Here is a 23,069-nt window from a genome sequence, read left to right as displayed (position 1 = left end):
AAAGCTACCTATGTATGAATAAAGAACAATATTATCTGCTCTCCGGGCAAATTATGGATGCTTGTATTAGCGTTCATAAAGAAATTGGGCCAGGTTTACTTGAATCTGTATATGAGTTTGCACTTTTGAAAGAATTTGAGATTAGAAAAATAAAGGCACGATCTCAAGTTACTTTGCCGCTCTTCTATAAAGGATATGATGTGGGAAAAGTTTTTTGCATTGATATTCTGGTTGAGGATGAAATAATTTTAGAATTAAAGTCTTCCGAAAATCATCATCCTGTATATGAGGCCCAATTGATTTCTTATTTGCGTTTGGCAAACAAAAAACTCGGTTTCTTAATAAACTTTAATGTTCCATTAATGAAAAATGGAATAAAACGATTTGTAAATAATTTTTAACTCCGTGGCTTTGCGGCTCTGCGGTTAATATGAATCATGATTTCCCTCGATATAAAATCACTTAAACCTGCCGAAGTACAGAACTATCTTCAACATGCTATTGCTCCACGTCCTATATGTTTTGCGGCTACAGTTGATAAGGATGGTAACCATAATTTAAGTCCTTTTAGTTTTTTTAACTTATTCAGTTCCAATCCTCCTATGTGTGTGTTTTCGCCGGCACGTAGGGTTCGGGATAATTCAACCAAGCACACTTTAGAAAACGTACAACAGGTGTCTGAAGTAGTTATTAATATCGTTTCGTATGATATGGTTCAACAAACCTCATTGGCCAGTACCGAATACGCTAAAGGTGTAAATGAATTTGAAAAAGCTGGTTTTACGATGTTAAAATCAGATTTGGTGAAACCCATGCGTGTAGCTGAATCGCCTGTACAGTTGGAATGTGTGGTTAGGGAAGTTATTCCATTAGGAACAGAAGGTGGTGCCGGAAACCTGGTGTTAGCCGAAGTGCTGAGAATGCATATCAGCGAACAAATAATGAAGGAAGATGGTTCGGGTATTGACCAACGTAAGGTAGATCACGTAGCACGATTGGGTGGCGACTGGTATTGCCGTGTTACACCTGAATCATTGTTTCAGGTGGCCAAGCCATTAACCACCCTTGGAATTGGTGTTGACAAAATTCCTTCAGCAATACGAAACAGCCACGTGCTTACCGGTAACAACCTGGGCCAGTTGGGCAATGTTGAGCATTTGCCATCCGATGAAGAAGTTGAATTGACAAGACTTCAGCCTGAAATAAAAGAAATATTCGACTCATTTATTGGCGACAAAAACACCCTCGAAATACACCTTCACAATAAAGCGAAAGAGCTTCTCGAACAAGGAAAAGTCGCAGATGCCTGGAAAGTGCTTTTGTCGATAAATTAACATACTTAAGGCCCATTGATAATGGGCTTTTTTGTTTTTAAGGCATTTCTTTCAGATATTAAGGGAACAAAAAATTGCTCTCTATGTCACTTTTCGAATCGAAATACAATCACCCCTACTCTTATGATCCAAAGTTTAATAAACGGGTAGCATACTTCAGTATGGAGTTTGCCATTGATCAAAGCCTGAAAATCTATTCAGGAGGTTTGGGTTTTCTGGCAGGTTCGCATATGCGCAGCGCTTTTGAACTAAAGCAAAATCTTATTGGAATAGGTATTCTTTGGAAATATGGCTATTACGACCAGATTCGTCAGCAGGATCAGTCGATGAACGTTTTGTTCCAGGAGAAAACTTACTCTTACCTGGAAGACACCGGTATAAAGTTTACAATAGATGTAAATGGTCATCCCGTTTGGGTAACGGCGAAATATCTGAGGCCCTCTTTATTTAATACCGTTCCTTTATTTCTGTTAACCACTGATTTGCCTGAGAATGATTACCTGGCTCGGTCCCTGTCGTTTCATTTGTATGATGCAGATTTGGCCGCTAAAGTGGCTCAGTTTATTTTATTGGGAGTAGGAGGAGCCAAGCTGCTGGATGAGCTGGGTTATGAGGCGGATATTTATCACCTGAACGAAGCGCATGGCCTTGCTGCAAGTTTTTACCTTTACAATAAATATAAAGACCTGGCGGAAGTTAAAAAGCGTTTGGTTTTTACAACACATACTCCAGAAGAAGCCGGCAATGAGAAACATGATATTTACCTGTTAAACAAAATGGGCTACTTCTGCGGAACCAATTTCGACGAGATCAGGTTTATCAGCGGGATGCATAACGATATTTTCGATTATTCACAGGTTGCTCTTCGGTTTGCAAAGATTGCCAATGGAGTTTCGGCATTACATGGTAAGGTGGCCAAATCAATGTGGAGTAAATATGAAGGTCTTTGTCAGATCATTTCAATCACCAATTCACAGAATTATTTGTATTGGGCTGATAAGGATATGTATGATGATGTTAAGAATGATAAGGACGAATTGCTGGTAAAAAGGAAGAAATATCTTAAAGCGCGTTTGTTCGAAACGGTTGCCGATCAGGCCGGCGATTTGTTTAATCCGGATGTGCTTACATTGGTTTGGGCCCGGCGCTTTGCGTCGTATAAACGAGCCGATCTGATCACTCAGAACCGGGAAAGATTTGAACGGATCATTACTAACAAAAAATATCCGGTTCAAATTATTTGGGCAGGAAAACCTTATCCTATGGATTATGGGGCTGTTTCCACCTTTAACAATTTGGTTCACCTGTCGAAAGTGTATCCAAACATTGCAGTTTTGGTTGGTTATGAGTTGAAACTATCGAAAAAGCTGAAGTATGGAGCAGATATCTGGTTAAATAATCCAAGAGTTCCTCGGGAGGCATCAGGAACATCAGGAATGACCGCCTGTATGAACGGAGCAATTAACTTTACCACCCAAGATGGTTGGATACCTGAATTTGCAAGCACGAGCAATTCGTTTTTAATTCCATTAGCAGATCAATCAAAACCAATTCATGATCAGGATAATGAGGATATGAATAACCTGCTTGATATCCTCGAAAATCAAATTATACCAATGTATTACGAACGGCCAAGTGATTGGGTTAAAATGATGAAGCAAAGTATGTTGGATGTATTGCCTGCTTTCGAATCGAACCGAATGGCAGCCGAATATTATGAGAAATTGTATTTGGCTTAAGATCGGATTATAAAAAAACAGCAGCCGCTTCAATTTGAAACGACTGCTGTTTTTTTATTAGTTGTTACAGATTATTTAAAATCTAATTCCGCAACATCTGTATTTACTTTTACATCTTTTACTTTTAAGTCAAACTGTTGAGGTCCGCTGGTAATTGAAATGGTATAAGCCATTAACACTCCGTTAACCGGTTTATAATCCGAAAATTCGGATATTTGATTCATTTCCTGTCCGGTTGGAAGCTTAATGGTTGATTCTTGTTTTAGCAATAAACCAGATACAACATCATAGTACTTATAGCTTATATTTCCTGAAGGAGAAGTGATTTTCACTTTATAAGTGTCTTTGTCATTAACTTTTTCAGTGTTTTCAACTACAAGGTTAAACTTGTCGGCAGCATAATAAATTTCGGGGAAAAGGCTACGCTCTTCTTGTTTTTTCTTCACATCCTCCGGGCCTAAAGGTACTTTTTGTCCTTGCATCTCACTATATCCGGCAGTTCCGTCAAAAACAGATTTCATAACAGTCATTCCATTATAGCTCATCACTAATGATTCCTTGTTAGGAGTCATTTGTTTAATGATTGCGTTTAAGGTCATTCCTTGAATGTTAGCTTCGGTATTGAATGCAACAGAAGTAATGTTTTTGATATTGTCTTTGCCTCCAACAGCTTTTATGTAATTGTCGATAATTGTTTGAGGACTTACATTGGCCGTTACTTTGTTAGCTGGTTTAGCAACGGGGTTGGCATATTTGTCGAAATAATTGATCTTATAACCTAACCTTTCAAGGTTAGGGGCAATTTCAGAAGCTTTACCAACTACCACAATTCGGGCCTGACCTGCAGTGAAATACTTTTTAGTTACCCGTTGAATATCATCGGCAGTAACAGCATTGATCTTCTGTAAAAAAGTCTGGTAAAAATCCTGAGGCAAGCCTTCTGTTTGAATGTTCAGCGCATAGGTTGCAATGTTTGACTTGTCTTCCAAATCCATTGCGAAGTTTCCGTTGTAGGTGTTTTTTACAAGTTGTATTGCTTCAGGACTTGCTTTCTCTGTTCCCAAACGGTTAATTTCATTTAATATTTCCACAACAGCGCTATCGGTAACAGCATTACGAACACTTGCTGATGCGCCAAAACGGGCACCGTAGCGGTTAGCCTCAACCGAGGAGTAAGAACCGTAGGTGAAAGCGCGTTTTTCGCGCAGGTTCAAAAATAAGTAACCGTTAGAGCCACCGCCCAAAATTTGATTAGCTACTATTAAAGCGAAGTAATCAGGGTTTTTTTTGGTGTTTTCTACCACATTGGTTACAGTAATTTCCGATTGAACGGCATTAGGAACGTCAACTAAATCTATTTCAGTAGTTTTAACATTCACCGGCTTTTTAACCTGTTTTTCAATCAACGTACCTTTTGCCCACGAGCCAAAATATTTAGTGGCTAACTTTTTCGCTGCGTCAGGCTTTATATCGCCTACAAAAACTAAATAAGCTTTATTAGGAACAAACTGCGATTTGTAATCAGTTTTTACATCAGTAAGGGTAATTCCGTTTAGTTTTTCTTCAGTTTGAAACTCGCCATATGGGTGATCGGTTCCGTAAACTAATGCGTCAACTACGCGGGAAGAGATTGCTTTGGAGCTTTTTTCATCGGACTTTAATTCTGTAATTGCCTGAGATTTGATCTTATCAAATGATTCTTTCGGAAATGCAGGATGTAAAACGGCGTCGGCCATCAATGAAAAAGCTTTATCAAAGTATTTGGTAAGAGCCGATGCCGAACCTCCGCCTGAGCTGGCACTTACATTAGCTCCTATAAAGTCAACTTCTTCATCAAATTTAGCTTTCGGACGAGAAGTAGTGCCTTCATTTAGCATAGCACTTAAAATACCTGAAATACCCGCTTTTTTACCTTCCAGTTGAGGAACACGGTCGAGCATTAAGCTGGCGCTTACTTTAGGAAGCTTATGATCTTCAACCACCAATACTTTAATGCCGTTAGCTAATACAAAGCTTTGCGGCTTACCAATTTGAATAGTTGGCGCAGGACCAGCAGCAGGCTTTTTACTGCGATCAATAGTTTGAGCAAAAGTGGTGGTGCATATTAACAAAAAAGCTACTGCACTTAAATATATCTTATTCATTGTAAATTCGGATTTAAATTATTGGTTGCTTTTTGGTAAATAATACAATAACACTCGCTGATTAGCTCCTAAATATTTTTTCGCCACTTCACGCATCTCCTCCCGGGTAAGGGTACGATAGATCTCTATCTCGGTATTTATCAAATTGGTGTTTTTCTGAAAAGTGTAAGCATCTGCCAAATTATTAGCAATTCCTTCCACTCCTGTATTTGCATTCACAAAATTGTTTTCCATGATATTCTGAAGTTTTTGGAAATCATGCTCAGAAATTAACTCTGTTTGCATCTTGGCCACTTCTTCATCAATATCTTTTACCAGATCACTTAAACTTGCGTTACCATTAGGTAAGGCATACGTAATGTAAGCACCATAATCTTCGAGTGAATAGTTAAATGCACCCACCTGAAGTGCATTTTTTTTATCGTCAACCATTTTTTTATACAAGCGAGAGCTTCCGCCATTTGATAAGATCGTTGAGATCATATTTAAAACATATGCATCCCTGCTTTTCATGCCTGGCACCCGGTATGATGTGATAACAGCGGGAAGCTGAATATTGGCATCATAAACACTGTCGATTATTGCTGTAGTGATTGGTGTTTCAGTAATATTAGGTTGAACAATCTCTTCGCCTTTAGGAACCGCCGAAAAATAAGCGCTGATCAGGTTTTTGGTTTTTTCAATATCGAAATCACCGGTAACCACTAAACAGGCATTGTTTGGCGCATAGTATTTTTTAAAAAACGCTTTGAATTCGTCAAGTTTCGCTGCATCCAGATCGGCCATTGATCCGATCGTTTGCCATGTGTAGGGATGTTTGGTAAACAAACGTTTAAATACTTCCTCTGCAAAACGACCGTAAGGTTGATTGTCGATACGCTGACGTTTTTCTTCCTTAACCACCTCGTTTTGAGTTTTCACACCAATTTCATTAATTACCGGGTGTAACATGCGTTCTGATTCAAGCCATAAACCGGTTTTAAGTTCATTAGATGGAAGAACTTCATAATAGTAGGTACGATCTTGAGTGGTGTTGGCGTTGTTTTGTCCCCCTGCCTGAGAAACAACCTTCATGAATTCGCCTCGCTTTAAATTATCGGAACCTTCAAATAATAAATGCTCGAAGAAATGGGCAAAGCCGGTGCGGCCAAGTACTTCATTTTTTGAGCCTACATGGTACATAACAGATACGGTTACTACCGGAGCTGCATTAGCTTTATGTAATATAACATGCAGTCCATTATCGAGGTTGTACTCGGTAAAGTCAACTTTTTGGGCATAGATAGATGTTGTTAAACCCAGGAGGAGTGAAGCTACTCCAATTAGTTTTTTTTTCATATAAAGTGTAAAAGTTAAAGTAAATACATTACTAAGTTAGAAATGATTACAGGTAAATAGAATACAAAATTGTTAGTATGTAAAATATTACAAATACGGGAGTAGGAGTATGTTGATGGTTTTCAGTGGTATGTAAACACAAAAAGCTTAATCCGATGTGGATTAAGCTTTGCGTATATTGTTAATTAAGTACGGTAAAGTACCTGATTAGCTTAATTTGCTTACAAATTTAGCCAACTTTGATTTGTTGTTAGCTGCTTTGTTTTTGTGAATTACGTTTTTCTTAGCTAAACGATCTAACATTGAAGAAACTTTTCTGTAAAGTTCAGTAGCTTCTGCTTTAGTGTTCATACCACGTAATCTTTTGATAGCATTACGAGTAGTTTTTGCCTGATAACGGTTTCTTAAACGTTTAGTTGCGTTGGCACGTATTCTTTTTATTGCTGATTTATGATTTGCCATGTTATTATAAACTCTTTTCTTTTTCTAAAAGGACTGCAAATATAGAGCTAATAATTTAAAATGCAAACTACATTTTAAAATTTAAGCCATTGGGTTTTAGTTTCTTTCCGCCGGTGCAAAGATATAAAAATAAGGCAGTTTAAAACCTGGTGCTGGCCGTTTTCTTTCAGCTCTAACATAAAATGTCTGGGAATTCAGTTTTACAAACTATTAATGTTCTATTAGATATTTAACATGATAGTTATGAATTGATTATAATTAATAGTTAATATTGTTTATTAGTTATTGAAATTTGAAAAACATTAAATCTTTAATTGTTCTGTTTGTTTTAAATGGAGCAATTGTTAGCTGCAAGAAAACCAAGCCTGTTCAATTAGAAAACAGGCAGGTGAGTTCGAAAGTTGTAAAGGGTGACTCAGTGGATATTGATAAACTGGCGTTAAGAGATTATTCGCAGTTGGTATTTGATACAACTATGGTTTTACAATCAGCTCCAGGAACAAAGTCTGTTCTCTTTAATTCTGATCAAAGTCGTTTGTATGCGTTAAACTTAGAAGGTCTGAGTGTTTATGAATATAGTCGGGAGTCGAAGCAACTAATGCGAGAGTTTAGGTTTAAGCCTTCAATTGGCAAAGGCTGGAATTATGAAGACCGGAAAGAAATCATTTCGTACAAGGAAAAGCCTGTTGAAGCTGTTATAAGCAATCATGATAGTATTTTATGGGTTTCGTTGCATAATAACGGAGGGATTACACCCATTTTCCTTCAGGATATTTCTAAAATGAAATCAGTTTCCGCTCCAGATTCTTTAATTAAAAAGTTATTTGTTGTTTATGAAACGGGGGCAAGCCCTGATACCATTTTTGTTCCTCTTATTAAGACAGGTAATACGCCTAAAGTTATTGCTGCTGATAAGAAAAGTACGCATCTTTTGGTGAGTAACTGGCATTCAAAAAATACCAGTGTACTCGAAATAAATCCTACGGTTTTCCCATATGCCCATTTGATCAAAAATATTTCCACTGGTGCTATACCACGGGGAGTTGTGATTGATGATGTTCACCAAAAGTCATACATCGCCATTATGGGTGGCGCACAAATAAATGTGCTTGACAATAAAAGCTGGGACCTGGATACGGTCATTAACGTTGCTTCAAATCCAAGACACATCGTTACCGATAACCAGGGCCGATTATTCGTTTCCTATAATATGTTATCACAAATTGCCTGTGTTGATCCGGTAAGTGGTAAAACATTGTTCACAGCTCAAACTGACGCTAATCCGCGAACAATAGACCTATCTAAAAATTGTAAATTCTTGTTTGTTACGTGTTATAAAGGTAATAAGCTTGAGGTTTTCAAAATAGGAGAGAAGGGCTTTACTAAAATTTATTCGCTTAAATCAAGTGGGAGTCCGGTTGGGGTTGATCTTTTTGAAGATAACGATAAGCTGGAAGCATGGGTTTGCAACTATACTATAGGAACTATCAAAGTATTCATATTCAATAAAACGCAAGGTGAATTAAATATAGCTGAAGCAAAACCCAAATCTGGCTTTAAATCTGCTAAGGCTTTATAACATCTGTAATCTAAAATCTATCTATGCGTTTTCGAAGAGTTTCGATTGTCTTTATGTTTCTTCTGTTGCCATTGGTAACAGCAAGAGCGTCTAGAAAATGGGGTTTCTGGGCTCATATGCAAATAAATCGAATGGCTGTTTTTACATTGCCTGAAGAAATGCTGGGGTTTTATAAGCGAAATATCGACTATATCACCAAGCATGCTGTTGATCCTGACAAGCTTCGATACTTATTGAAAAATGAGGCACCAAAACATTATATCGATCTTGATCTGTATCCCGAATTATTTACTCAAACAAAATTAAGGCAGTGGAATGAAGCGGTTTCTTGTTATTCTGTTGATACCCTCGAAGCAAACGGTGTTTTGCCATGGAACATTGAACAGTTTATGAAACGATTAACCCGAGCTTTTGCCAATCGAGATTCAGCTGCCGTGCTACGATGTTCTGCTTTTTTAGGACATTACCTTGCTGATGCTTCTGTTCCATTGCACACAACCTCAAACTATAACGGACAGAAAACCAATCAAAAGGGAATTCATGCGTTTTGGGAAACCCGATTACCGGTGTTATTTGCTGAGAATTATGATCAGCTAACCGGCCGATCGGTTTATATAAACAATACAAGCAGTTATATCTGGAAATTGATTTTTCAAAGCCATTCGGCAGTAGATTCGGTTCTATGTTTCGAAGAAGAACTTAATAAAACAACAGCCGCTGAACGGAAGTTTGGTCTGAATAATAAAAACGGGGCAATAGTTAGCGACTATTCTGAAGAATATGCCCGAAATTATCACCAACGATTGAATGGAATGGTAGAACGGAGGATGCAAGCGGCAATCAGCTCCGTAGGCAACTTTTGGTATACCGCCTGGGTTAATGCCGGCCAGCCAGATTTAAATAATTGGCGATTACATGAATCGTCCGAAGGATTAGATAGCCTTCAGTATTCAAAAACTAAATTGAAAACGAGGGAAGAAGAATGATTTTTTAACCACAGAGTTGCACAGCGTAATTTTAAGATCAAATCTTCGTGTTACTCTGTGGTTTATTAAATTAAAACTCTTTGATGATCTTGGTTAATTGTTCCCATTCAATTAGAAAACCATCATGTCCAAAGAACGAGTCAATTTCAATGTATTGAGCTCCTTGAATGTTTTGAGCCAAAAACTTCTGCTCATTGGTGGGGAACAATAAATCGGAGCTAATGCCTACCGCTAATGTTCTTGCTTTAATTTTTGATAAAGCAGCTTCAATACCTCCTCTGCAACGCCCTACATTATGAGCATCCATTGCTTTACTTAGGTGCCAATACGAAAAAGCGTTAAAGCGTTTCACTAATTTATCTCCCTGGTAGGCTTGGTATGAACTGGCTTTGTAATCATCAACTTTGTTTAAGTCAGTTTCTTTTTGGGTGATATTGTACGCGTCATAATGACGATAACTTAAGAGCGCAATTGACCGTGCGGCTTTCATGCCCGACAAACCTGCATTATCGTCACTGTTTTTCCAAGTGGTATCGGCTTCTATAGCCAATCGCTGACTTTCATTAAAAGCAATTCCCCATGGAGAATGATAAGCATTTGTGGCAATTAAGAATAGATTCTCAATTAAATCGGGTTGTTCAATAGCCCATTCCATTGCCTGCTGACCACCCAAAGAGCCACCAATAACCGTATGGATTTTATCTATGGAAAGGTGTTTTCTCAAAAGTTCATGAACACGAACCATATCGCGAGTGGTAACCTGAGGGAAAGTGTGATAATAGGGATTTCCGGTTTCGGGATTAATAGAAAGAGGCCCCGTAGTGCCGTAGCATGATCCTAAGATATTCGCACAAATAATAAAATGACGATCAGGGTCGAAAACTTTTCCCTCCCCAACTATGCCATTCCACCAGTCGCTAACATCTGCGTTGGCTGTTAATGCATGGCAAACCCAAATAACATTGCTTTTTTCCGGATTTAACTTTCCGGTACTAAAATAAGTGATCTCCACCTGGGGTAAAACTGCACCCGACTCTAATTCAAATGGTTCTTTGTACGTAAAATGCTGAATCATCAATACTATGCTTCACTAAAACAGGAAAACATCTGCGGCAAAACCGCAGATGTAGCTGCAAACTTAAAACTATTTAAAAAATTAGATTCAAGAAGTTTGAATTCATTTCAAATTAGTTGAATACAAAACCTCCCAAAGCCCTTTGTTTATGCCAATGCGGCTTCTTTATTATTTACAATTGCAAAAGCTTGTTGTAAATCTTCTTTAATATCATCTATGTGTTCAAACCCTGCCGAAATTCGTAACAAACCTTGTTCTACTCCTGCCAAAATTTGTTCTTCCTCACTTAACTGTTCATGAGTAGTGGTAGCCGGATGAATAATTAATGTTTTACCATCACCAACATTTGCCAGGTGACTTATTAACTTAAGGTTGTTTACAAATGCATCAGCAGCCTCTTTACCGCCCTTGATTTTAAATGATAGCACACCTCCGAAGCCATTGCGTAAATACTTCTTACCCAACTCATGATAAGCGCTGCTTTTTAAGCCTGGATATCTTACATATTCAACCTGTGGATGTACCTCAAGCCATTCAGCCAAGGCTAAAGCATTGTCTACCTGGCGTTGAACTCTTAGAGATAAGGTCTCCAGTCCCTGAATAAATAGGAAAGAATTAAAAGGGCTGACTGAAGGACCGAAATCACGCAAACCCTCAACCCTGGCACGGATAGCAAATGCTATATTGGGTAGGCCTAATGGATTACCTTCACCAAAAATATCCCAAAATACCAGGCCATGGTAACCTTCCGAAGGTTCAGTAAACTGAGGGAATTTTCCATTGCCCCAGTTGTAATTTCCGGCATCAACAATTACTCCGCCAATACTGGTCCCGTGGCCCCCAATCCATTTTGTGGCTGATTCAACTACAATGTTGGCTCCATGTTCAATAGGTCGGGCAAGATAGCCGCCAGCACCAAAGGTATTGTCAACAACTAAAGGAATGTCATATTTTTTTGCCACTGCCGATAGTGCTTCAAAATCAGGAATGTTATATTCCGGATTACCTATGGTTTCAACGTAAAGCGCTTTGGTGTTGGCGTCAATCAGTTTTTCAAACTCTTCAGCCTTATCGCCTTTGGCAAACCGTACGTCAATACCAAGGCGTTTAAATGCTACTTTAAATTGATTATAAGTTCCTCCGTATAAAAACGAAGTGCTAACAAAGTTATCTCCGGCTTGTAAAATATTGTTTAATGCAATGAACTGAGCAGCTTGTCCGGAACTTACTGCCAATGCTGCCACTCCGCCTTCGAGCGCTGCTACACGCTTTTCGAATACATCAGTGGTAGGGTTCATGATGCGGGTGTAAATATTGCCGAATTCTTTTAATCCAAACAAATTAGCCGCGTGTTGCGAATCTTTGAAAACGTATGATGTTGTTTGATACAATGGAACTGCACGTGATAATGTGGTGCTGTCTACTTCCTGTCCTGCATGTAATTGCAGTGTTTCGAAACGGTAATTTGATGTTGACATATGTGAGCGGTTAAGATTTTTAATGAAAAAAATGAATGATTGGACCTGTTGGAGCTTTAATTACCAGCGCGCTTCGGCGTTAAGCTCTGGCCTGTTGTAGTATACCTTGGAGGTATTAGCAAATACAACAACAACACATATTGCCGACTACAGACAAGACGTTACGTTGTAAACTTATTTCGAAAGTTGTAAGTGCTGAATGTTGAAGTGTTTTTTTCATATCCTGTAATTTTTTATAGCTCCCCTTTCGCGGGGCAGGAAGTGGCACCTTTCCATTTTGGGGGTTGCCAGAGGGTCATTAAGCCTGTTCTCTCGCCTCTTCTATATAAAGAATTACAGTAGCTCAGAAGAGCTTTGAAGTAATTCGATGGCCAAATATAAGTTGATAAAATTCAGAATTCCAAATTTATTTTAAAATAAGTCTATTGACTAAGTAGAGTATTGTTGCGGGCAAAAAAAAGCTGCTCAGTGGGTGCAGAGCAGCTTTTATATTTTTTATAGCATTTAGTGATTAGTAGTTGGATCCAATCAATATATTGAACACTTGCTAATGACTAACAGTTTTTTATGCGTAGGTATTAAGCATTACTGGCATTACCAGCATCAGTACATCCTCGTTTTCCTCCTGGTTAGTAGGGAATAAGATACCCGCACGGTTAGGAGTCGACATTTCAAGAATTACTTCTGAGCAATCAAGGTTATTTAGCATCTCAATTAAGAAACGGGCATTGAAGCCAATTTCCAAATCTTCACCGTTGTACTGACAGGTTAAACGCTCATAAGCCTCGTTAGAGAAATCTAAGTCTTCCGAAGAAATATTTAACTCGCTGCCAGAGATTTTCAAGCGAACTTGGTGAGTGGTTTTATTTGCATAAATAACCACACGTTTAAGTGAACTTAAAAACTGTGAACGGTCGATGGTTAATTTGTTAGGATTGTTTTGAGGAATTACCGCTTCATAATCAGGGTAACGCTCGTCAATTAAACGACAAATTAGGCTGATGCTGTTAAATCGGAAAAATGCGCTACTGTTGTTATAGTCGATTTGAACGGCTACATCTTCTGTTGGCAATGAGCTTTTTAATAAGTTCAGTGCTTTTTTAGGTAAAATAAAAGATGAAGCAGATTCAGCTTTGGTATCTGAACGGCGGTAACGAACCAGTTTATGGGCATCTGTAGCTACAAATGTGATATTGGCAGGAGAAAGCTGGCAAAATACGCCTGTCATTGCCGGGCGTAATTCATCGTTTGAAACAGCGAATAAAGTTTTGCTGATCGCTTCGGCTAATACGGAGGCGGTAATAGAAATACTGTTGGCATTTTCAACAACCGGAATTTTAGGGAAATCATCACCGTTTTCACCGGCTAGCTTATATTTACCATCACCCGCATTGATCTCTACTGCAAAGGAATTTTTATCAATTGTAAATGTTACAGGCTGCTCAGGTAAAGTTTTAAGTGTATCGAGCAAAATGCGTGAAGGAATAGCAATTTTGCCGTTTTCTTTAGCTTCTACCAATAAGCTGGTAGTCATTGAAGTTTGTAAGTCGGTAGCCGAAACGGTAAGTGTACCTTCGTTGATCTCAAATAAAAAGTTTTCCAAAATTGGTAACACCGTATTGCTGCTCAGTGCGCCACCAATGGCTTGTAACTGTTTTAATAAGGTACTTGTTGAAACAATAAATTTCATGTGTGTATTGTTAATTTTGTTGAAGCCGATGCGTATTCAACTCTTTAAATGTCAATAGAAACCGGCAATAAATAAAGCGTAAAATTCGAAAGACCAAAAATAGGCCTAAGTTTTAAAATTAAAAAGATGAAAGTATCAACGTTTCGTTAATAAACCAAATGTTGCTAACGATAATAAAGATTCTTTTTCAATTTATTAACGATTAATTTTTATCAATGATTTAGTTTTGTGTTGGAAATAGCTATAGCACATTGTTTTATGAAAAAAAATATCCTTTTGTTGGTTTTTGTTTCAGCTGTTTTGGTTTGTTGTTCTAAGAAAGACGAGAACATTAAATTTGAACAAAGCCGTGTTGATGTGATTTGGTATGGTGATCCGGCGGCTGATGGTGGAGGTTTATGGTTGAAAATAAAAGAAACAAATTATAAAGTTTCGAATGAGAATGATATCGACGCCAAATACAAAATAAATAAGACCAATGCCTTCGTTGAGTTTAAAAAAGTAGGAGAGGTTACCTATTACACCATGATTGGTCCGCAAAAAGCGCAAGGCGTTGAAATTGTAAAGTTTATTGAATTTTAGGTCTAAGAAACCAAACCAACAATTGCCGATTTAAAAAGAAAAATAAATGCCGACCAGAAGGCAATGGCCAGCATGAAATGTCCAAGTATTTTATGTTTGTTATGATAATAGCGAGTAGCCAGGAAACAGCCGAAAGGAATAGTTATTAATACCGGCGATAATAAAGCGATACCCCATAACCCCCAACCATTGCGCAGTTTAATGATCCATCGCCGTTGCTTTACGCTAGGGCTTTTTTGTTTGGAAGGTTGCTGAGCTTCTCGTTTTAATTTAAGATTATGGAAGAATTTATACAGCAGATCTCCAAAGAAAGTAAAAGTAACAGTGCCTATAAATCCCGAGGTTAAGCCAAAGGTCATGGCCTCGAAAAAATTGTAGTTTTCTTTAGTAATAAATACCGGGTAAAAGAAGAAAAACTTAACCGACGAAAGTAACAGAAAACCAATGTACTCGAGAAAATGCATGATTTGAGAACGTATTAATCTTTGCAACAATTGGTGTTAATTTACTGAAATATAAGTGAAGTTGGTCTGTTTACTAAAAATGTTTAACCATTTACATTATGGGTTATGCTGTCAACGCATTCTTGCTGATTGCTTATATTAAAAAAAGTACTTTGCTTAAAGTTGAGTAAAGCTGTAGGTGCAATACCTGTGGTTTTGCTATTTTAAATCTATATAAATGAGGAAGACCCTGCTTGCTACCTTTTTATTAGTATTGGTTTTTTCGTCATTGTATGGGCAATATGATTTGCGCGTACAATTAAATGATTTTACAGGGCAGCATGCTCATTATCTCAGTGGTTCCTTCAACCATTGGAATCCTTGTGATCAAAGATCTAAATTTAAACGGATCAACCCTTTTAGGACAGAGATTACCTTATCGAATCTTCCCAAAGGACATTATTCATTTAAGATAACCAGAGGAAGTTGGCAGTCTGTTGAGTCAACATCAAATGGTCTTAATATTCAAAATCGTGAGGTAGATTTAAGTAGTGATACAACTCTCCTTTGGAATATTGAAGGATGGAAAGATTTGAATGGTTATACAGCTGAAGTTACTGATTCAATGAGACTGCGTGGTGCGTTAAGCAAGGGATTCGGGTTCTTAAATAATAATCTTGATAGCAGCTATAAATATGCATTGGAAACTTTTAGCCTTGCCTCAAAGGTGCAAAGTGATGAAATGAAGGCTTATGCCATAAACTTGCAAGGAGAAGTGTTTTTGCGGTTGGGCAATACTCAAAAAGCATTGGAGCTATTTGCAGAGGGGCTGCGAATTCGAAAGCTCAGGAACGACTCAGCTGCTATTGTTTACCTATATAATCAAATTGGCAATGTTTATTGGCAAGTGAACGATACATTACAGGCGGTTAAGAACTATCGCCTGGCTTTGCCCTGGGTACAACCCTTAATTAGTATGCATCCCTTGCATGAGACTCTTTGTAATATTTACTGTAAGATCGGAAGTTCTTTTTTAGGCAAACATCAATATGATTCAGCAAAGTGGTATGCGGCAAAAGCTCAGCAAGTTGGTGATAAAATCTCTACTCACGTCGATTTGTTTTTAGGTGACATTGAGCACCAACAAAGACATACTAATAAGGCTTTGGGGTTTTATCGGTCGGCTTCTGTGTTGGGCCTCAATCATGATCATAATATGGAGCTGGTATTATTGTCGTATGAACGGATCGCAACGATTTATAAATTAACTAACCAGGCTGATTCGGCTATTTATTATGCCCGAAAAGCATTTGGGTTAGCTGGTTCGCTGAGAGATGCGGAGTCGTTAAGAAGATCGGGGATATTGTTGGCCTTATTGTTTAAACAACAACATCGCTACGATAGTGCGCTGTATTATCAACAAAAGGTAATTGAGGAAGCTCAACTTCAACTTAATCAACAAAAGGAACGGCAAACGCTGAATACTTATTTTAATGAAAAAATAGAGGCACAAAAGCAGGAAACCCAATTGACAGCAAGCCGCTTTCAACGGTGGATTTATGTTTTAGTGGCTGCAACAGTGTTATTATTGGTTTCTATTGGTTGGTATCGGTTAAGAATAAGGTCAAACTTTAATAAGAAAGTAAAAGAGGTGGAAATGCGGGCATTAAGGGCTCAAATGAATCCTCATTTTATATTCAACTGTTTAGGTAGTATCAATCGCTATATAGTTAAAAGTGATACCAAAACGGCTTCGCATTATCTAACCCGGTTTGCCAAGTTGATAAGGCTAATTCTCGACAATTCGGCTATTGATCATATTAGTTTGGAAGCAGAAATTCAAACGCTCCAATTGTACCTTGACATGGAATCCCTTCGTTTCGATTATGCTTTTGAGTATGAGATTCAAAAAGAGGAGAATGTTGATGAAGCTAATTTGCAGTTGCCTTCCATGCTTATTCAACCTTATGTAGAAAATGCCATCTGGCATGGGTTAATGCAAAAAGAAGAAAAAGGCAAACTCTGGATCAGGTTTAAAAAAGTCAATGGCCATTTGCTGCAAGCGGAGATTGAAGATAATGGCATTGGCAGAAAAAAGGCCATTGAGCTAAAAAGCAAAGAAATGATTAAGTATAAATCTTACGGAATGCAAATAAGCAGCGACAGGATTCAAATTATCAATAACTTATATCAACTTAAAAATTCAATCAGCATCTACGATCTTACGGATGAAAATGGACATCCTTCAGGTACCAAAATTGTGCTGCAAATACCTATTGTTTAATGTATTAGTTGGGTTTTATTTATGAAAGCGGTTTTAATTGATGACGAAAAAAATGCTCTGGAAATGCTGGAGTGGCAATTGCAAAATTATTGTCCACAGGTACAAATCATGGCCCTTTGTAATTCGGCAGATAAAGGTATTGCCGCTATACAGGAGTATCAGCCGCAGTTGGTGTTTTTAGATATAGAAATGCCGGTAAAAAATGGTTTTGAAGTTTTACAGCAGTTTCCGGATCCAACATTTGAAACCATCTTTACCACCGCTTATAATCAATTCGCACTAAAAGCATTTCGTTTTGCAGCCTTTGATTATTTGCTAAAACCGATTGATGCAGAGGATCTGACAAAGACCATTCAGCGGTACCAACGCCAGCGTTTAAATAGCAATTTTAAACAGCAGTTGGAGATACTGATGCAGCAATATGTTTCCCCCAATTCGCTTCCCGAAAAAGTAAGCTTTTCAACGCAGCAAGCCATTCATTTCGTAAAGCCCGAAACCATTGTGTATTGTGAATCGGATAGCAATTACACCACCTTGTTTTTTGTTGATAAAACGAAATTGGTGGTTTCTAAAACATTAAAAGATGTAGAAGAATTGTTAGTTGGCTATCAATTTATGCGCATTCATCACTCTTATCTTATCAACCTAAAAGAAGTTAGCAGATATATAAAAACGGAGGGAGGAGCAATAGAGATGAATGATGGCGCACAACTTCCTATTTCCCGTCAGCGCAAAGATGAGCTGATGCGAATACTTAGTCTTTAGTTTTTTGCCGATTCTATTTCTTACCTGCATTTTACTCAATAGAACTGCCGTTTACTCATCTTCCAAAAATCACTTTCTAAGAGTGATTAGCTTGGTGTTATTAATCTAACGCATTTATTATGAAAAAGTTAATAACCCTAAAGCTGCATCTGGCAAGTGCTATCATGCTCTTAAGTTTTAATTTAACCCAAGCTCAGGATTTTAAAAAGCTTGATTTTGACCCTCAAAGAGATGGGTTTCATTTTCCGAATAACTTTGTCAATTATCCACGTACTTTAAATACCAAAGGGCTATGTGGAGGTATGTCATTGGCAGTTTTTAATTATTGGAGAAGTAAGATCCCCGTTCCAACACATGATAACTCCGGCAATTATTGGAGTGGAGAGGTGATTGATGGAAAACGAATAAATGAATGTGTGCCTCCCGAAAACTCAGCTCTATGGGGCTATATTTTCGGACTTCAATTGTCATCTTATGCGTCTTATTCAAGAACCGTTGTTCTTCCTGGATTTGATACAGATGAGAATCATTTTAATTGGAGTTTGGGTGATGAATTTCCAAGAATTGTCCAGGCAATTAATCAGGGTAAATTTGTGTTGCTCGGATTAAGAAATGCAGTGGCAGGCGTGTTGTTAGGGCATCAGGTTTTAGTTTATGGTTATGATAAGCGCTATAATCGGATCTTTATTTATGATCCAAACTTTAATGATCAGCAAATACTAATCGATCTGGACATAAAAAGCAGAACTCTAATTCATAAATATGCAAATGGTGCCCCCACCGGAAATAATTACAGAAGCTACTTTGTAGCCTTAGAACTAGACCCCAATTCTACCGACGTCTTTACCGCAAGTTCTCGTCCCACCTACACCGATATTGTAACCCTTGGAGCACCAACCGTAACTAATCCACCGTCATCAAGTACAGGAAAAAGAATATATGGCGATGGGATTCAGATCAGTTTACGTGCACGAAATATTGGGGCTTTTCCCTCAAATGTTAGGTCATTCTTTATTAGGGCTATTACTCCTGATAATAGGATCTATGACTTTCCTATGCAATCATCCATTGGTAATTTGAACATTATCGCGGCTCAAATAGAGTTCACATTAAATACCAGTATTCCGGTGTTTGGGAATATGGCCGGCGCTTATCAGCTTATTCCAATGTATTACAACAAGTTTGGTGTTCCAATTCGAATGTGTTTGAACGACCTTACGTTGAATAATATTGGTATTGTTGAAATGGTTGATAAAACGGAAACCAAGAACAGTTCTCCATTCGCCACCCCAGCCGTATACAGAATGAATACTGTTTTCAGTGGAAAAGCCGTGGAAGTAGAGTCTAGCTGTTTTTCAAATGGTCGTAAAGTCCAACAGTTTAGCCAAAATAATGCAGACGGGCCATGCGCTCCTGATGGGACTCAGCAACAATGGAAAATAGCATTAGATGCTGCAGGATCAGCTCAGTTTAGAGTGATTAATATGAAGTATGGAAAATGCCTTGATATTGAAAATAACAACTTGGTAGTAAGCGATAGAAGCAATAACTCAACCCAATTTTGGTTTTTAGAGCGTGCCGCCGAAGGTCAATATTATATCAAGTCGGCCGGTAATGGCAGGTATATTCAGGTGAATACGATGAATAATGGAGAAGCACTCACATTAGGTGGATCAGCACCATCCGGCATAAATAATCTGTTCAAAATCACTACTGTTCAATAATTAAACTAATTCGCCATGGTTTTTAAAAATAAATTTTCAAGGATACTCAGGAGTATCCTCGGCCTGATTTGCTTACTGTTTCCAATGGTTTTATTGGGGCAAGGTCAGCCAGATAATAACTCTCGGGAGGTGTTTATAATGTCGCTTCCAGAAAGTGTTACGGTTAAGGGGACTGAACAAGTACCTATTCTTGGGCTTCAAAGACAATATAACGACTGGCCCTCAGATAATAATGGAACATTTAAAGTGAAAAGTGATGGTTATTATCACTTTGATATAAGATTAACGTGGATGAGTAGGATTGCAATTAATGGAGTTAGCTGTAATGTTTATATAATGAAGAATGGAAAGTATTTATTGGCTCATAGTGGCACAGTATTAAACTTTATTGCCAATTATGCTACTGAACAATTATTTAGTTGCACCTTAAAACTTAATGCTGGAGATATTTTGAGTCTCGAAGTACTTAAATCGGTAGATTCTTCATTAATCGTATTTGGAAATGGCTCACCAGGAGGAACCACCTTCTCGGGATTTAAAATTTATCCTTAATTCTATTAAAAACGATCGATATGAAAAATGTTCAATTATTGGCCATGCTTTTAATGGTCACCTGTGCTTGTAACCAGTCTAAGCCACTATCGGCTGATGAAATTAAACAACTGGATGCGGTAGAGAAAAGCATGTTTGATGCTACCACAGCCGGAGATTCAGCGGCTTTTAGAAAACTATGCGGATCTGATTATTATACCATTAATGCAAATGGTGAAGCGCAAACGCTCAATGAAGCATTGCCGGCAGTGCCAAGGTTTAAAGGATCTGTGGCTAAGCTTTCTGAACAAAAACAACGAATATTCGGTAATGTGGCTTTTCGTACAGGAAGGGCTAAGATTTACGTAGGCAGTCAGCAAGTTGCTGAAATACTCTACACAAGCGGATGGGAGTACAAGGATGATCATTGGCAATACATTCACTGGCAAGGAACCATGGCAGGGATGATGCTTAAACCGCTAATTGGCAAGGTGAGCATGGAACCGCCTCCTTTGAAAAATTAAACTATCATTTATCCTAAAATTAAAACCCATGAAAAAATTTATTCTTTGTATTATTTGCATTTGCACTTTTAATACAGTTTTTGCACAAGATTTTCGGCCAATAGTTATTCCGCCGTACGCTGGATTCGATGAGATCCTGGCTAAGGATAAGGAGCATTTTAGTGTTATGGTAGGGTTACTTAAAACCGCTGATTTACCCGAATTGCAATCTTCAAAATCATCATTTACTTTATTTGCGCCAACCAATGAGGCTTTTAATAATATGCCTAAAGGTTTTATTGAGAATGCCCAAAAAGATAAGGCTTTAGCCCAAAAGTTTATACGAGCACATTTATTGAAGGGCAAAGTGCTTTTTGCCCAGGTTTTTAATGGAAGTGTAGGAGGTGGAAAAGTTACAAAGGTGTTTTATAGTCTTAATAATGAAAAAATAGAGATTCAATGCGATGATCATCCGATGAGCATGGAAAAGGAGCATCATCCTTTAATCAATCAAAAAGCTAAAACTATATACAGTGATGTTGAGGGAAAATATAATGTGATCCAGGTGCTGGATGGAGTTTTGTATAACTAAAGTTTCTTCCAAATAAAAAAGCTCCCAAAATAGGGAGCTTTTTTTTCGCCACATGGAGTTTGTGCAACTATTTTTCTTATTTCTTAGGCTGAGTACTTTCTTCTTCGATAATACGAATGGCCTATAGCAAACAACAATACCAAGGCTACCGGAGCAATCGTGTTAATTAACTGCCATTGCAAACGTTGAGCTCTGATCTTTTCTTTATCCAGCAAGCGGATTTTAATTTCTTTAGTTCGAAGAGTTAACAATCCCGAATCATCACTTAAATAGTCGATGCTGTTTTCTACAAACACTTTGTTAGCAAAGGTTTGGTTGGTGTATTTGTCGAATCCTAAGGGAAAGATCTGCTTGTCTAAAGCCGAAACGTCGTTTCTGATCACATCGCCGTCAGCTATAAGAATGATCTTACTCTCTTTATTTTCAGCTTTGAATGGAGTGCTTAAGTCTGCGCCCTCAATTGTTCGGTTGTTAAATATCGAGTTGAATTTCCCTTCCAATAACACTGCGGCAGCTTGCGGTCCTCCAGTATAATCTTTCGGATCAGGTTCGTCCTGCACACTTGCCAGCGACAACATAGCTGGAACTTTAGCTTTGCGTGTATATGGCGAAGTGGTCAATAAAACTGTTTTATGAATGTTCTTATTGCCAATCGTATCTATCGAATTAATAAACTGACAACGTACAGCATCTAAGTTGCGAACAATTGGGTGGCTTGAAGTGGAGATCAACATTGGATAATACACCCAAGGCAAAAGTTCTTGCTGGGACTGATTGCCTTCGCCTAAAATAACCGGGATACGCGCACAATACACGTCTTCAACCAAATCATAATTTACCCGGGCTCCGTAACGGAATAACTGATCGTCGAGGTTTAAGTTTAACGGAGTTGCAAGAGACATTCCTCTTGTTCTAATGCTATCAGTTTCTGCATTAACCTGGTCAATCAAAAGGAATAAACGACCGCCGTTCATTAAAAACTGATCGAGTTTATATTTTTCAGGCTCGGCAAATGGTTGAGTTGGTTTTGCAATTACAAGCGTTTTAAACTTGAAAAGATCAGCCAGTTTAACCGTGTTTAAATCAACCCGTCTTAGCTGGTACGATTCGGCTAAACTTCTGCCTATATCCGAAAGATGTTGGTCGTCCAATTCATTATGACCAATAGTAAACCCTATTAAGGCTTTATTCTTCTCGGATAACTTCTTAATTGAAGATGCCAATGAGTATTCAATGTTTTCAATAGAAGCGTTAATGGCTTCTTCCTGGGTTCCGGCACCGGCTCTGCTGCTATTTTGTAATAAATTAAGTGGCAATTGTCGGCCTTCATAATAAACCAAAGCGCCAGGAATGATGATCTTTTGTGTGTTCCCTTTATCGGTTTTCATCATTAGGTTGGTTGGCTGTAAACCTGATTTTGCCAATGAATCGATCATCGCATTTTGCTTTTCAACATTGGTTGATGCCAGTGGATCAATAAAGTTGAAGTAAAGTTTACCGTTCGAATAGGCTTTAAACTCATCCAGCATTTCCTGCGTCGACTTTTTTAAGCGCTTAAAGTTTGCCGGAAGTTCTCCATCGAGATAAACGTTAACAACTACTTCGTTTTGTAAGTTCTGGAGTATTCCTTTTGTTGTTCCAGAAAGAGTATAGCGTTTCTCTTTCGTAAAATCTATGCGGGTAAAATACGTGGAAGCTATAACGTTCAAGGCTACAATAGCAGCGATAAAACCGATAAGCTGAAATATATTTTTTTGTTTGGTATTTTTCATTGAGTCAATTTCATGTATTAAAACTTTTCATCCAGGATCACGATGGAA

At 38.1% G+C, this 23,069-nt stretch carries 20 protein-coding genes and 1 riboswitch; of the genes, 12 read left to right on the top strand and 8 right to left on the bottom strand.

Going from position 1 to position 23,069, the window contains the following annotated elements; translation table 11 throughout:
• The first annotated feature begins 14 nt into the window (after positions 1 to 14).
• From C3K47_RS03585 to glgP, 3 genes are all read left to right on the top strand, one after another.
• Positions 15 to 401 carry a GxxExxY protein gene (locus C3K47_RS03585; protein WP_103787745.1) on the top strand — a complete coding sequence of 129 codons (387 nt, stop codon included), beginning with the start codon at positions 15 to 17 and terminating at the stop codon, positions 399 to 401.
• Between the two features lie 36 nt (positions 402 to 437).
• The gene (locus C3K47_RS03580; RefSeq protein WP_103787744.1) at positions 438 to 1,334 is read left to right on the top strand and encodes a flavin reductase family protein; all 897 of its coding nucleotides are present in this window, start codon (positions 438 to 440) and stop codon (positions 1,332 to 1,334) included.
• An 83-nt stretch (positions 1,335 to 1,417) separates the two neighbouring features.
• Complete coding sequence (gene glgP / locus C3K47_RS03575) at positions 1,418 to 3,073, top strand: alpha-glucan family phosphorylase (RefSeq protein WP_103787743.1); 1,656 nt, start codon at positions 1,418 to 1,420, stop codon at positions 3,071 to 3,073.
• Positions 3,074 to 3,144: 71 nt separating this feature from the next.
• On the opposite strand, the gene C3K47_RS03570 is transcribed toward glgP, so the two are convergent.
• The 3 genes from C3K47_RS03570 to rpsT all read right to left on the bottom strand — a co-directional run bounded on the left by C3K47_RS03570 (position 3,145) and on the right by rpsT (position 7,017).
• Complete coding sequence (locus tag C3K47_RS03570; protein ID WP_103787742.1) at positions 3,145 to 5,217, bottom strand: M16 family metallopeptidase; 2,073 nt, start codon at positions 5,215 to 5,217, stop codon at positions 3,145 to 3,147.
• 18 nt (positions 5,218 to 5,235) lie between these two features.
• On the bottom strand, positions 5,236 to 6,555 hold the full coding sequence (locus tag C3K47_RS03565; RefSeq protein WP_103787741.1) for a M16 family metallopeptidase: 1,320 nt from the start codon (positions 6,553 to 6,555) through the stop codon (positions 5,236 to 5,238).
• Positions 6,556 to 6,762: 207 nt separating this feature from the next.
• The gene (gene rpsT, locus C3K47_RS03560; RefSeq protein ID WP_103787740.1) at positions 6,763 to 7,017 is read right to left on the bottom strand and encodes a 30S ribosomal protein S20; all 255 of its coding nucleotides are present in this window, start codon (positions 7,015 to 7,017) and stop codon (positions 6,763 to 6,765) included.
• A 292-nt stretch (positions 7,018 to 7,309) separates the two neighbouring features.
• Here rpsT and C3K47_RS03555 point away from each other — a divergent pair, with 292 nt between their 5' ends.
• Together C3K47_RS03555 and C3K47_RS03550 are read left to right on the top strand one after the other, a co-directional pair.
• The gene (locus C3K47_RS03555) at positions 7,310 to 8,596 is read left to right on the top strand and encodes a YncE family protein (RefSeq protein WP_103787739.1); all 1,287 of its coding nucleotides are present in this window, start codon (positions 7,310 to 7,312) and stop codon (positions 8,594 to 8,596) included.
• Between the two features lie 23 nt (positions 8,597 to 8,619).
• On the top strand, positions 8,620 to 9,582 hold the full coding sequence (locus C3K47_RS03550; protein ID WP_103787738.1) for a zinc dependent phospholipase C family protein: 963 nt from the start codon (positions 8,620 to 8,622) through the stop codon (positions 9,580 to 9,582).
• Positions 9,583 to 9,652: 70 nt separating this feature from the next.
• Here the strand turns inward: C3K47_RS03550 and metX are convergent, their stop codons facing one another.
• The 3 genes from metX to dnaN all read right to left on the bottom strand — a co-directional run bounded on the left by metX (position 9,653) and on the right by dnaN (position 13,825).
• Positions 9,653 to 10,657 carry a homoserine O-acetyltransferase MetX gene (gene metX, locus C3K47_RS03545; protein WP_103787737.1) on the bottom strand — a complete coding sequence of 335 codons (1,005 nt, stop codon included), beginning with the start codon at positions 10,655 to 10,657 and terminating at the stop codon, positions 9,653 to 9,655.
• 146 nt (positions 10,658 to 10,803) lie between these two features.
• On the bottom strand, positions 10,804 to 12,135 hold the full coding sequence (locus C3K47_RS03540) for an O-acetylhomoserine aminocarboxypropyltransferase/cysteine synthase family protein (RefSeq protein WP_103787736.1): 1,332 nt from the start codon (positions 12,133 to 12,135) through the stop codon (positions 10,804 to 10,806).
• Between the two features lie 230 nt (positions 12,136 to 12,365).
• Positions 12,366 to 12,467, bottom strand: a riboswitch (SAM riboswitch).
• 233 nt (positions 12,468 to 12,700) lie between these two features.
• The gene (gene dnaN, locus C3K47_RS03535) at positions 12,701 to 13,825 is read right to left on the bottom strand and encodes a DNA polymerase III subunit beta (protein WP_103787735.1); all 1,125 of its coding nucleotides are present in this window, start codon (positions 13,823 to 13,825) and stop codon (positions 12,701 to 12,703) included.
• Between the two features lie 258 nt (positions 13,826 to 14,083).
• On the opposite strand from dnaN, the gene C3K47_RS03530 reads away from it, so the two are divergent.
• A complete protein-coding gene (locus C3K47_RS03530; RefSeq protein ID WP_103787734.1) occupies positions 14,084 to 14,407 on the top strand; it encodes a hypothetical protein in 324 nt (107 codons plus the stop codon).
• Between the two features lie 2 nt (positions 14,408 to 14,409).
• Here C3K47_RS03530 and C3K47_RS03525 read toward each other — a convergent pair whose 3' ends face one another.
• Complete coding sequence (locus tag C3K47_RS03525; RefSeq protein WP_103787733.1) at positions 14,410 to 14,871, bottom strand: hypothetical protein; 462 nt, start codon at positions 14,869 to 14,871, stop codon at positions 14,410 to 14,412.
• A 217-nt stretch (positions 14,872 to 15,088) separates the two neighbouring features.
• Here C3K47_RS03525 and C3K47_RS03520 point away from each other — a divergent pair, with 217 nt between their 5' ends.
• The 6 genes from C3K47_RS03520 to C3K47_RS03495 all read left to right on the top strand — a co-directional run bounded on the left by C3K47_RS03520 (position 15,089) and on the right by C3K47_RS03495 (position 21,249).
• Positions 15,089 to 17,134 (top strand): tetratricopeptide repeat-containing sensor histidine kinase, encoded by a 2,046-nt coding sequence (locus C3K47_RS03520; protein WP_103787732.1) that lies wholly within the window; start codon positions 15,089 to 15,091, stop codon positions 17,132 to 17,134.
• 21 nt (positions 17,135 to 17,155) lie between these two features.
• Positions 17,156 to 17,899: a LytR/AlgR family response regulator transcription factor gene (locus C3K47_RS03515; protein ID WP_103787731.1), complete on the top strand. Its 744-nt coding sequence runs from the start codon at positions 17,156 to 17,158 to the stop codon at positions 17,897 to 17,899.
• Between the two features lie 119 nt (positions 17,900 to 18,018).
• Positions 18,019 to 19,623 (top strand): RICIN domain-containing protein, encoded by a 1,605-nt coding sequence (locus C3K47_RS03510; protein WP_103787730.1) that lies wholly within the window; start codon positions 18,019 to 18,021, stop codon positions 19,621 to 19,623.
• A gap of 138 nt (positions 19,624 to 19,761) precedes the next feature.
• Positions 19,762 to 20,175 carry a hypothetical protein gene (locus C3K47_RS03505; RefSeq protein ID WP_165784619.1) on the top strand — a complete coding sequence of 138 codons (414 nt, stop codon included), beginning with the start codon at positions 19,762 to 19,764 and terminating at the stop codon, positions 20,173 to 20,175.
• Between the two features lie 20 nt (positions 20,176 to 20,195).
• Positions 20,196 to 20,678: a nuclear transport factor 2 family protein gene (locus C3K47_RS03500; protein WP_103787728.1), complete on the top strand. Its 483-nt coding sequence runs from the start codon at positions 20,196 to 20,198 to the stop codon at positions 20,676 to 20,678.
• Between the two features lie 28 nt (positions 20,679 to 20,706).
• Positions 20,707 to 21,249 (top strand): fasciclin domain-containing protein, encoded by a 543-nt coding sequence (locus C3K47_RS03495; RefSeq protein ID WP_103787727.1) that lies wholly within the window; start codon positions 20,707 to 20,709, stop codon positions 21,247 to 21,249.
• An 83-nt stretch (positions 21,250 to 21,332) separates the two neighbouring features.
• On the opposite strand, the gene gldG is transcribed toward C3K47_RS03495, so the two are convergent.
• The gene (gldG, locus tag C3K47_RS03490; RefSeq protein WP_103787726.1) at positions 21,333 to 23,021 is read right to left on the bottom strand and encodes a gliding motility-associated ABC transporter substrate-binding protein GldG; all 1,689 of its coding nucleotides are present in this window, start codon (positions 23,019 to 23,021) and stop codon (positions 21,333 to 21,335) included.
• Between the last annotated feature and the right edge of the window lie 48 nt (positions 23,022 to 23,069).

The sequence above is a fragment of the Solitalea longa genome, assembly GCF_002920915.1.
In the GTDB taxonomy this organism is placed as follows: domain Bacteria; phylum Bacteroidota; class Bacteroidia; order Sphingobacteriales; family Sphingobacteriaceae; genus Solitalea; species Solitalea longa.
This window is presented reverse-complemented; position numbering and strand designations above follow the sequence as displayed.

Bases quoted from the DNA above. Each gene is read 5' to 3' on its own strand.
- C3K47_RS03585 (WP_103787745.1), top strand. From the start codon at position 15: ATGAATAAAGAACAATATTATCTGCTCTCCGGGCAAATTATGGATGCT.
- C3K47_RS03580 (WP_103787744.1), top strand. From the start codon at position 438: ATGATTTCCCTCGATATAAAATCACTTAAACCTGCCGAAGTACAGAAC.
- glgP (WP_103787743.1), top strand. From the start codon at position 1,418: ATGTCACTTTTCGAATCGAAATACAATCACCCCTACTCTTATGATCCA.
- C3K47_RS03570 (WP_103787742.1), bottom strand. From the start codon at position 5,217: ATGAATAAGATATATTTAAGTGCAGTAGCTTTTTTGTTAATATGCACC.
- C3K47_RS03565 (WP_103787741.1), bottom strand. From the start codon at position 6,555: ATGAAAAAAAAACTAATTGGAGTAGCTTCACTCCTCCTGGGTTTAACA.
- rpsT (WP_103787740.1), bottom strand. From the start codon at position 7,017: ATGGCAAATCATAAATCAGCAATAAAAAGAATACGTGCCAACGCAACT.
- C3K47_RS03550 (WP_103787738.1), top strand. From the start codon at position 8,620: ATGCGTTTTCGAAGAGTTTCGATTGTCTTTATGTTTCTTCTGTTGCCA.
- metX (WP_103787737.1), bottom strand. From the start codon at position 10,657: ATGATTCAGCATTTTACGTACAAAGAACCATTTGAATTAGAGTCGGGT.
- C3K47_RS03540 (WP_103787736.1), bottom strand. From the start codon at position 12,135: ATGTCAACATCAAATTACCGTTTCGAAACACTGCAATTACATGCAGGA.
- dnaN (WP_103787735.1), bottom strand. From the start codon at position 13,825: ATGAAATTTATTGTTTCAACAAGTACCTTATTAAAACAGTTACAAGCC.
- C3K47_RS03530 (WP_103787734.1), top strand. From the start codon at position 14,084: ATGAAAAAAAATATCCTTTTGTTGGTTTTTGTTTCAGCTGTTTTGGTT.
- C3K47_RS03525 (WP_103787733.1), bottom strand. From the start codon at position 14,871: ATGCATTTTCTCGAGTACATTGGTTTTCTGTTACTTTCGTCGGTTAAG.
- C3K47_RS03520 (WP_103787732.1), top strand. From the start codon at position 15,089: ATGAGGAAGACCCTGCTTGCTACCTTTTTATTAGTATTGGTTTTTTCG.
- C3K47_RS03515 (WP_103787731.1), top strand. From the start codon at position 17,156: ATGAAAGCGGTTTTAATTGATGACGAAAAAAATGCTCTGGAAATGCTG.
- C3K47_RS03510 (WP_103787730.1), top strand. From the start codon at position 18,019: ATGAAAAAGTTAATAACCCTAAAGCTGCATCTGGCAAGTGCTATCATG.
- C3K47_RS03505 (WP_165784619.1), top strand. From the start codon at position 19,762: ATGTCGCTTCCAGAAAGTGTTACGGTTAAGGGGACTGAACAAGTACCT.
- C3K47_RS03500 (WP_103787728.1), top strand. From the start codon at position 20,196: ATGAAAAATGTTCAATTATTGGCCATGCTTTTAATGGTCACCTGTGCT.
- C3K47_RS03495 (WP_103787727.1), top strand. From the start codon at position 20,707: ATGAAAAAATTTATTCTTTGTATTATTTGCATTTGCACTTTTAATACA.
- gldG (WP_103787726.1), bottom strand. From the start codon at position 23,021: ATGAAAAATACCAAACAAAAAAATATATTTCAGCTTATCGGTTTTATC.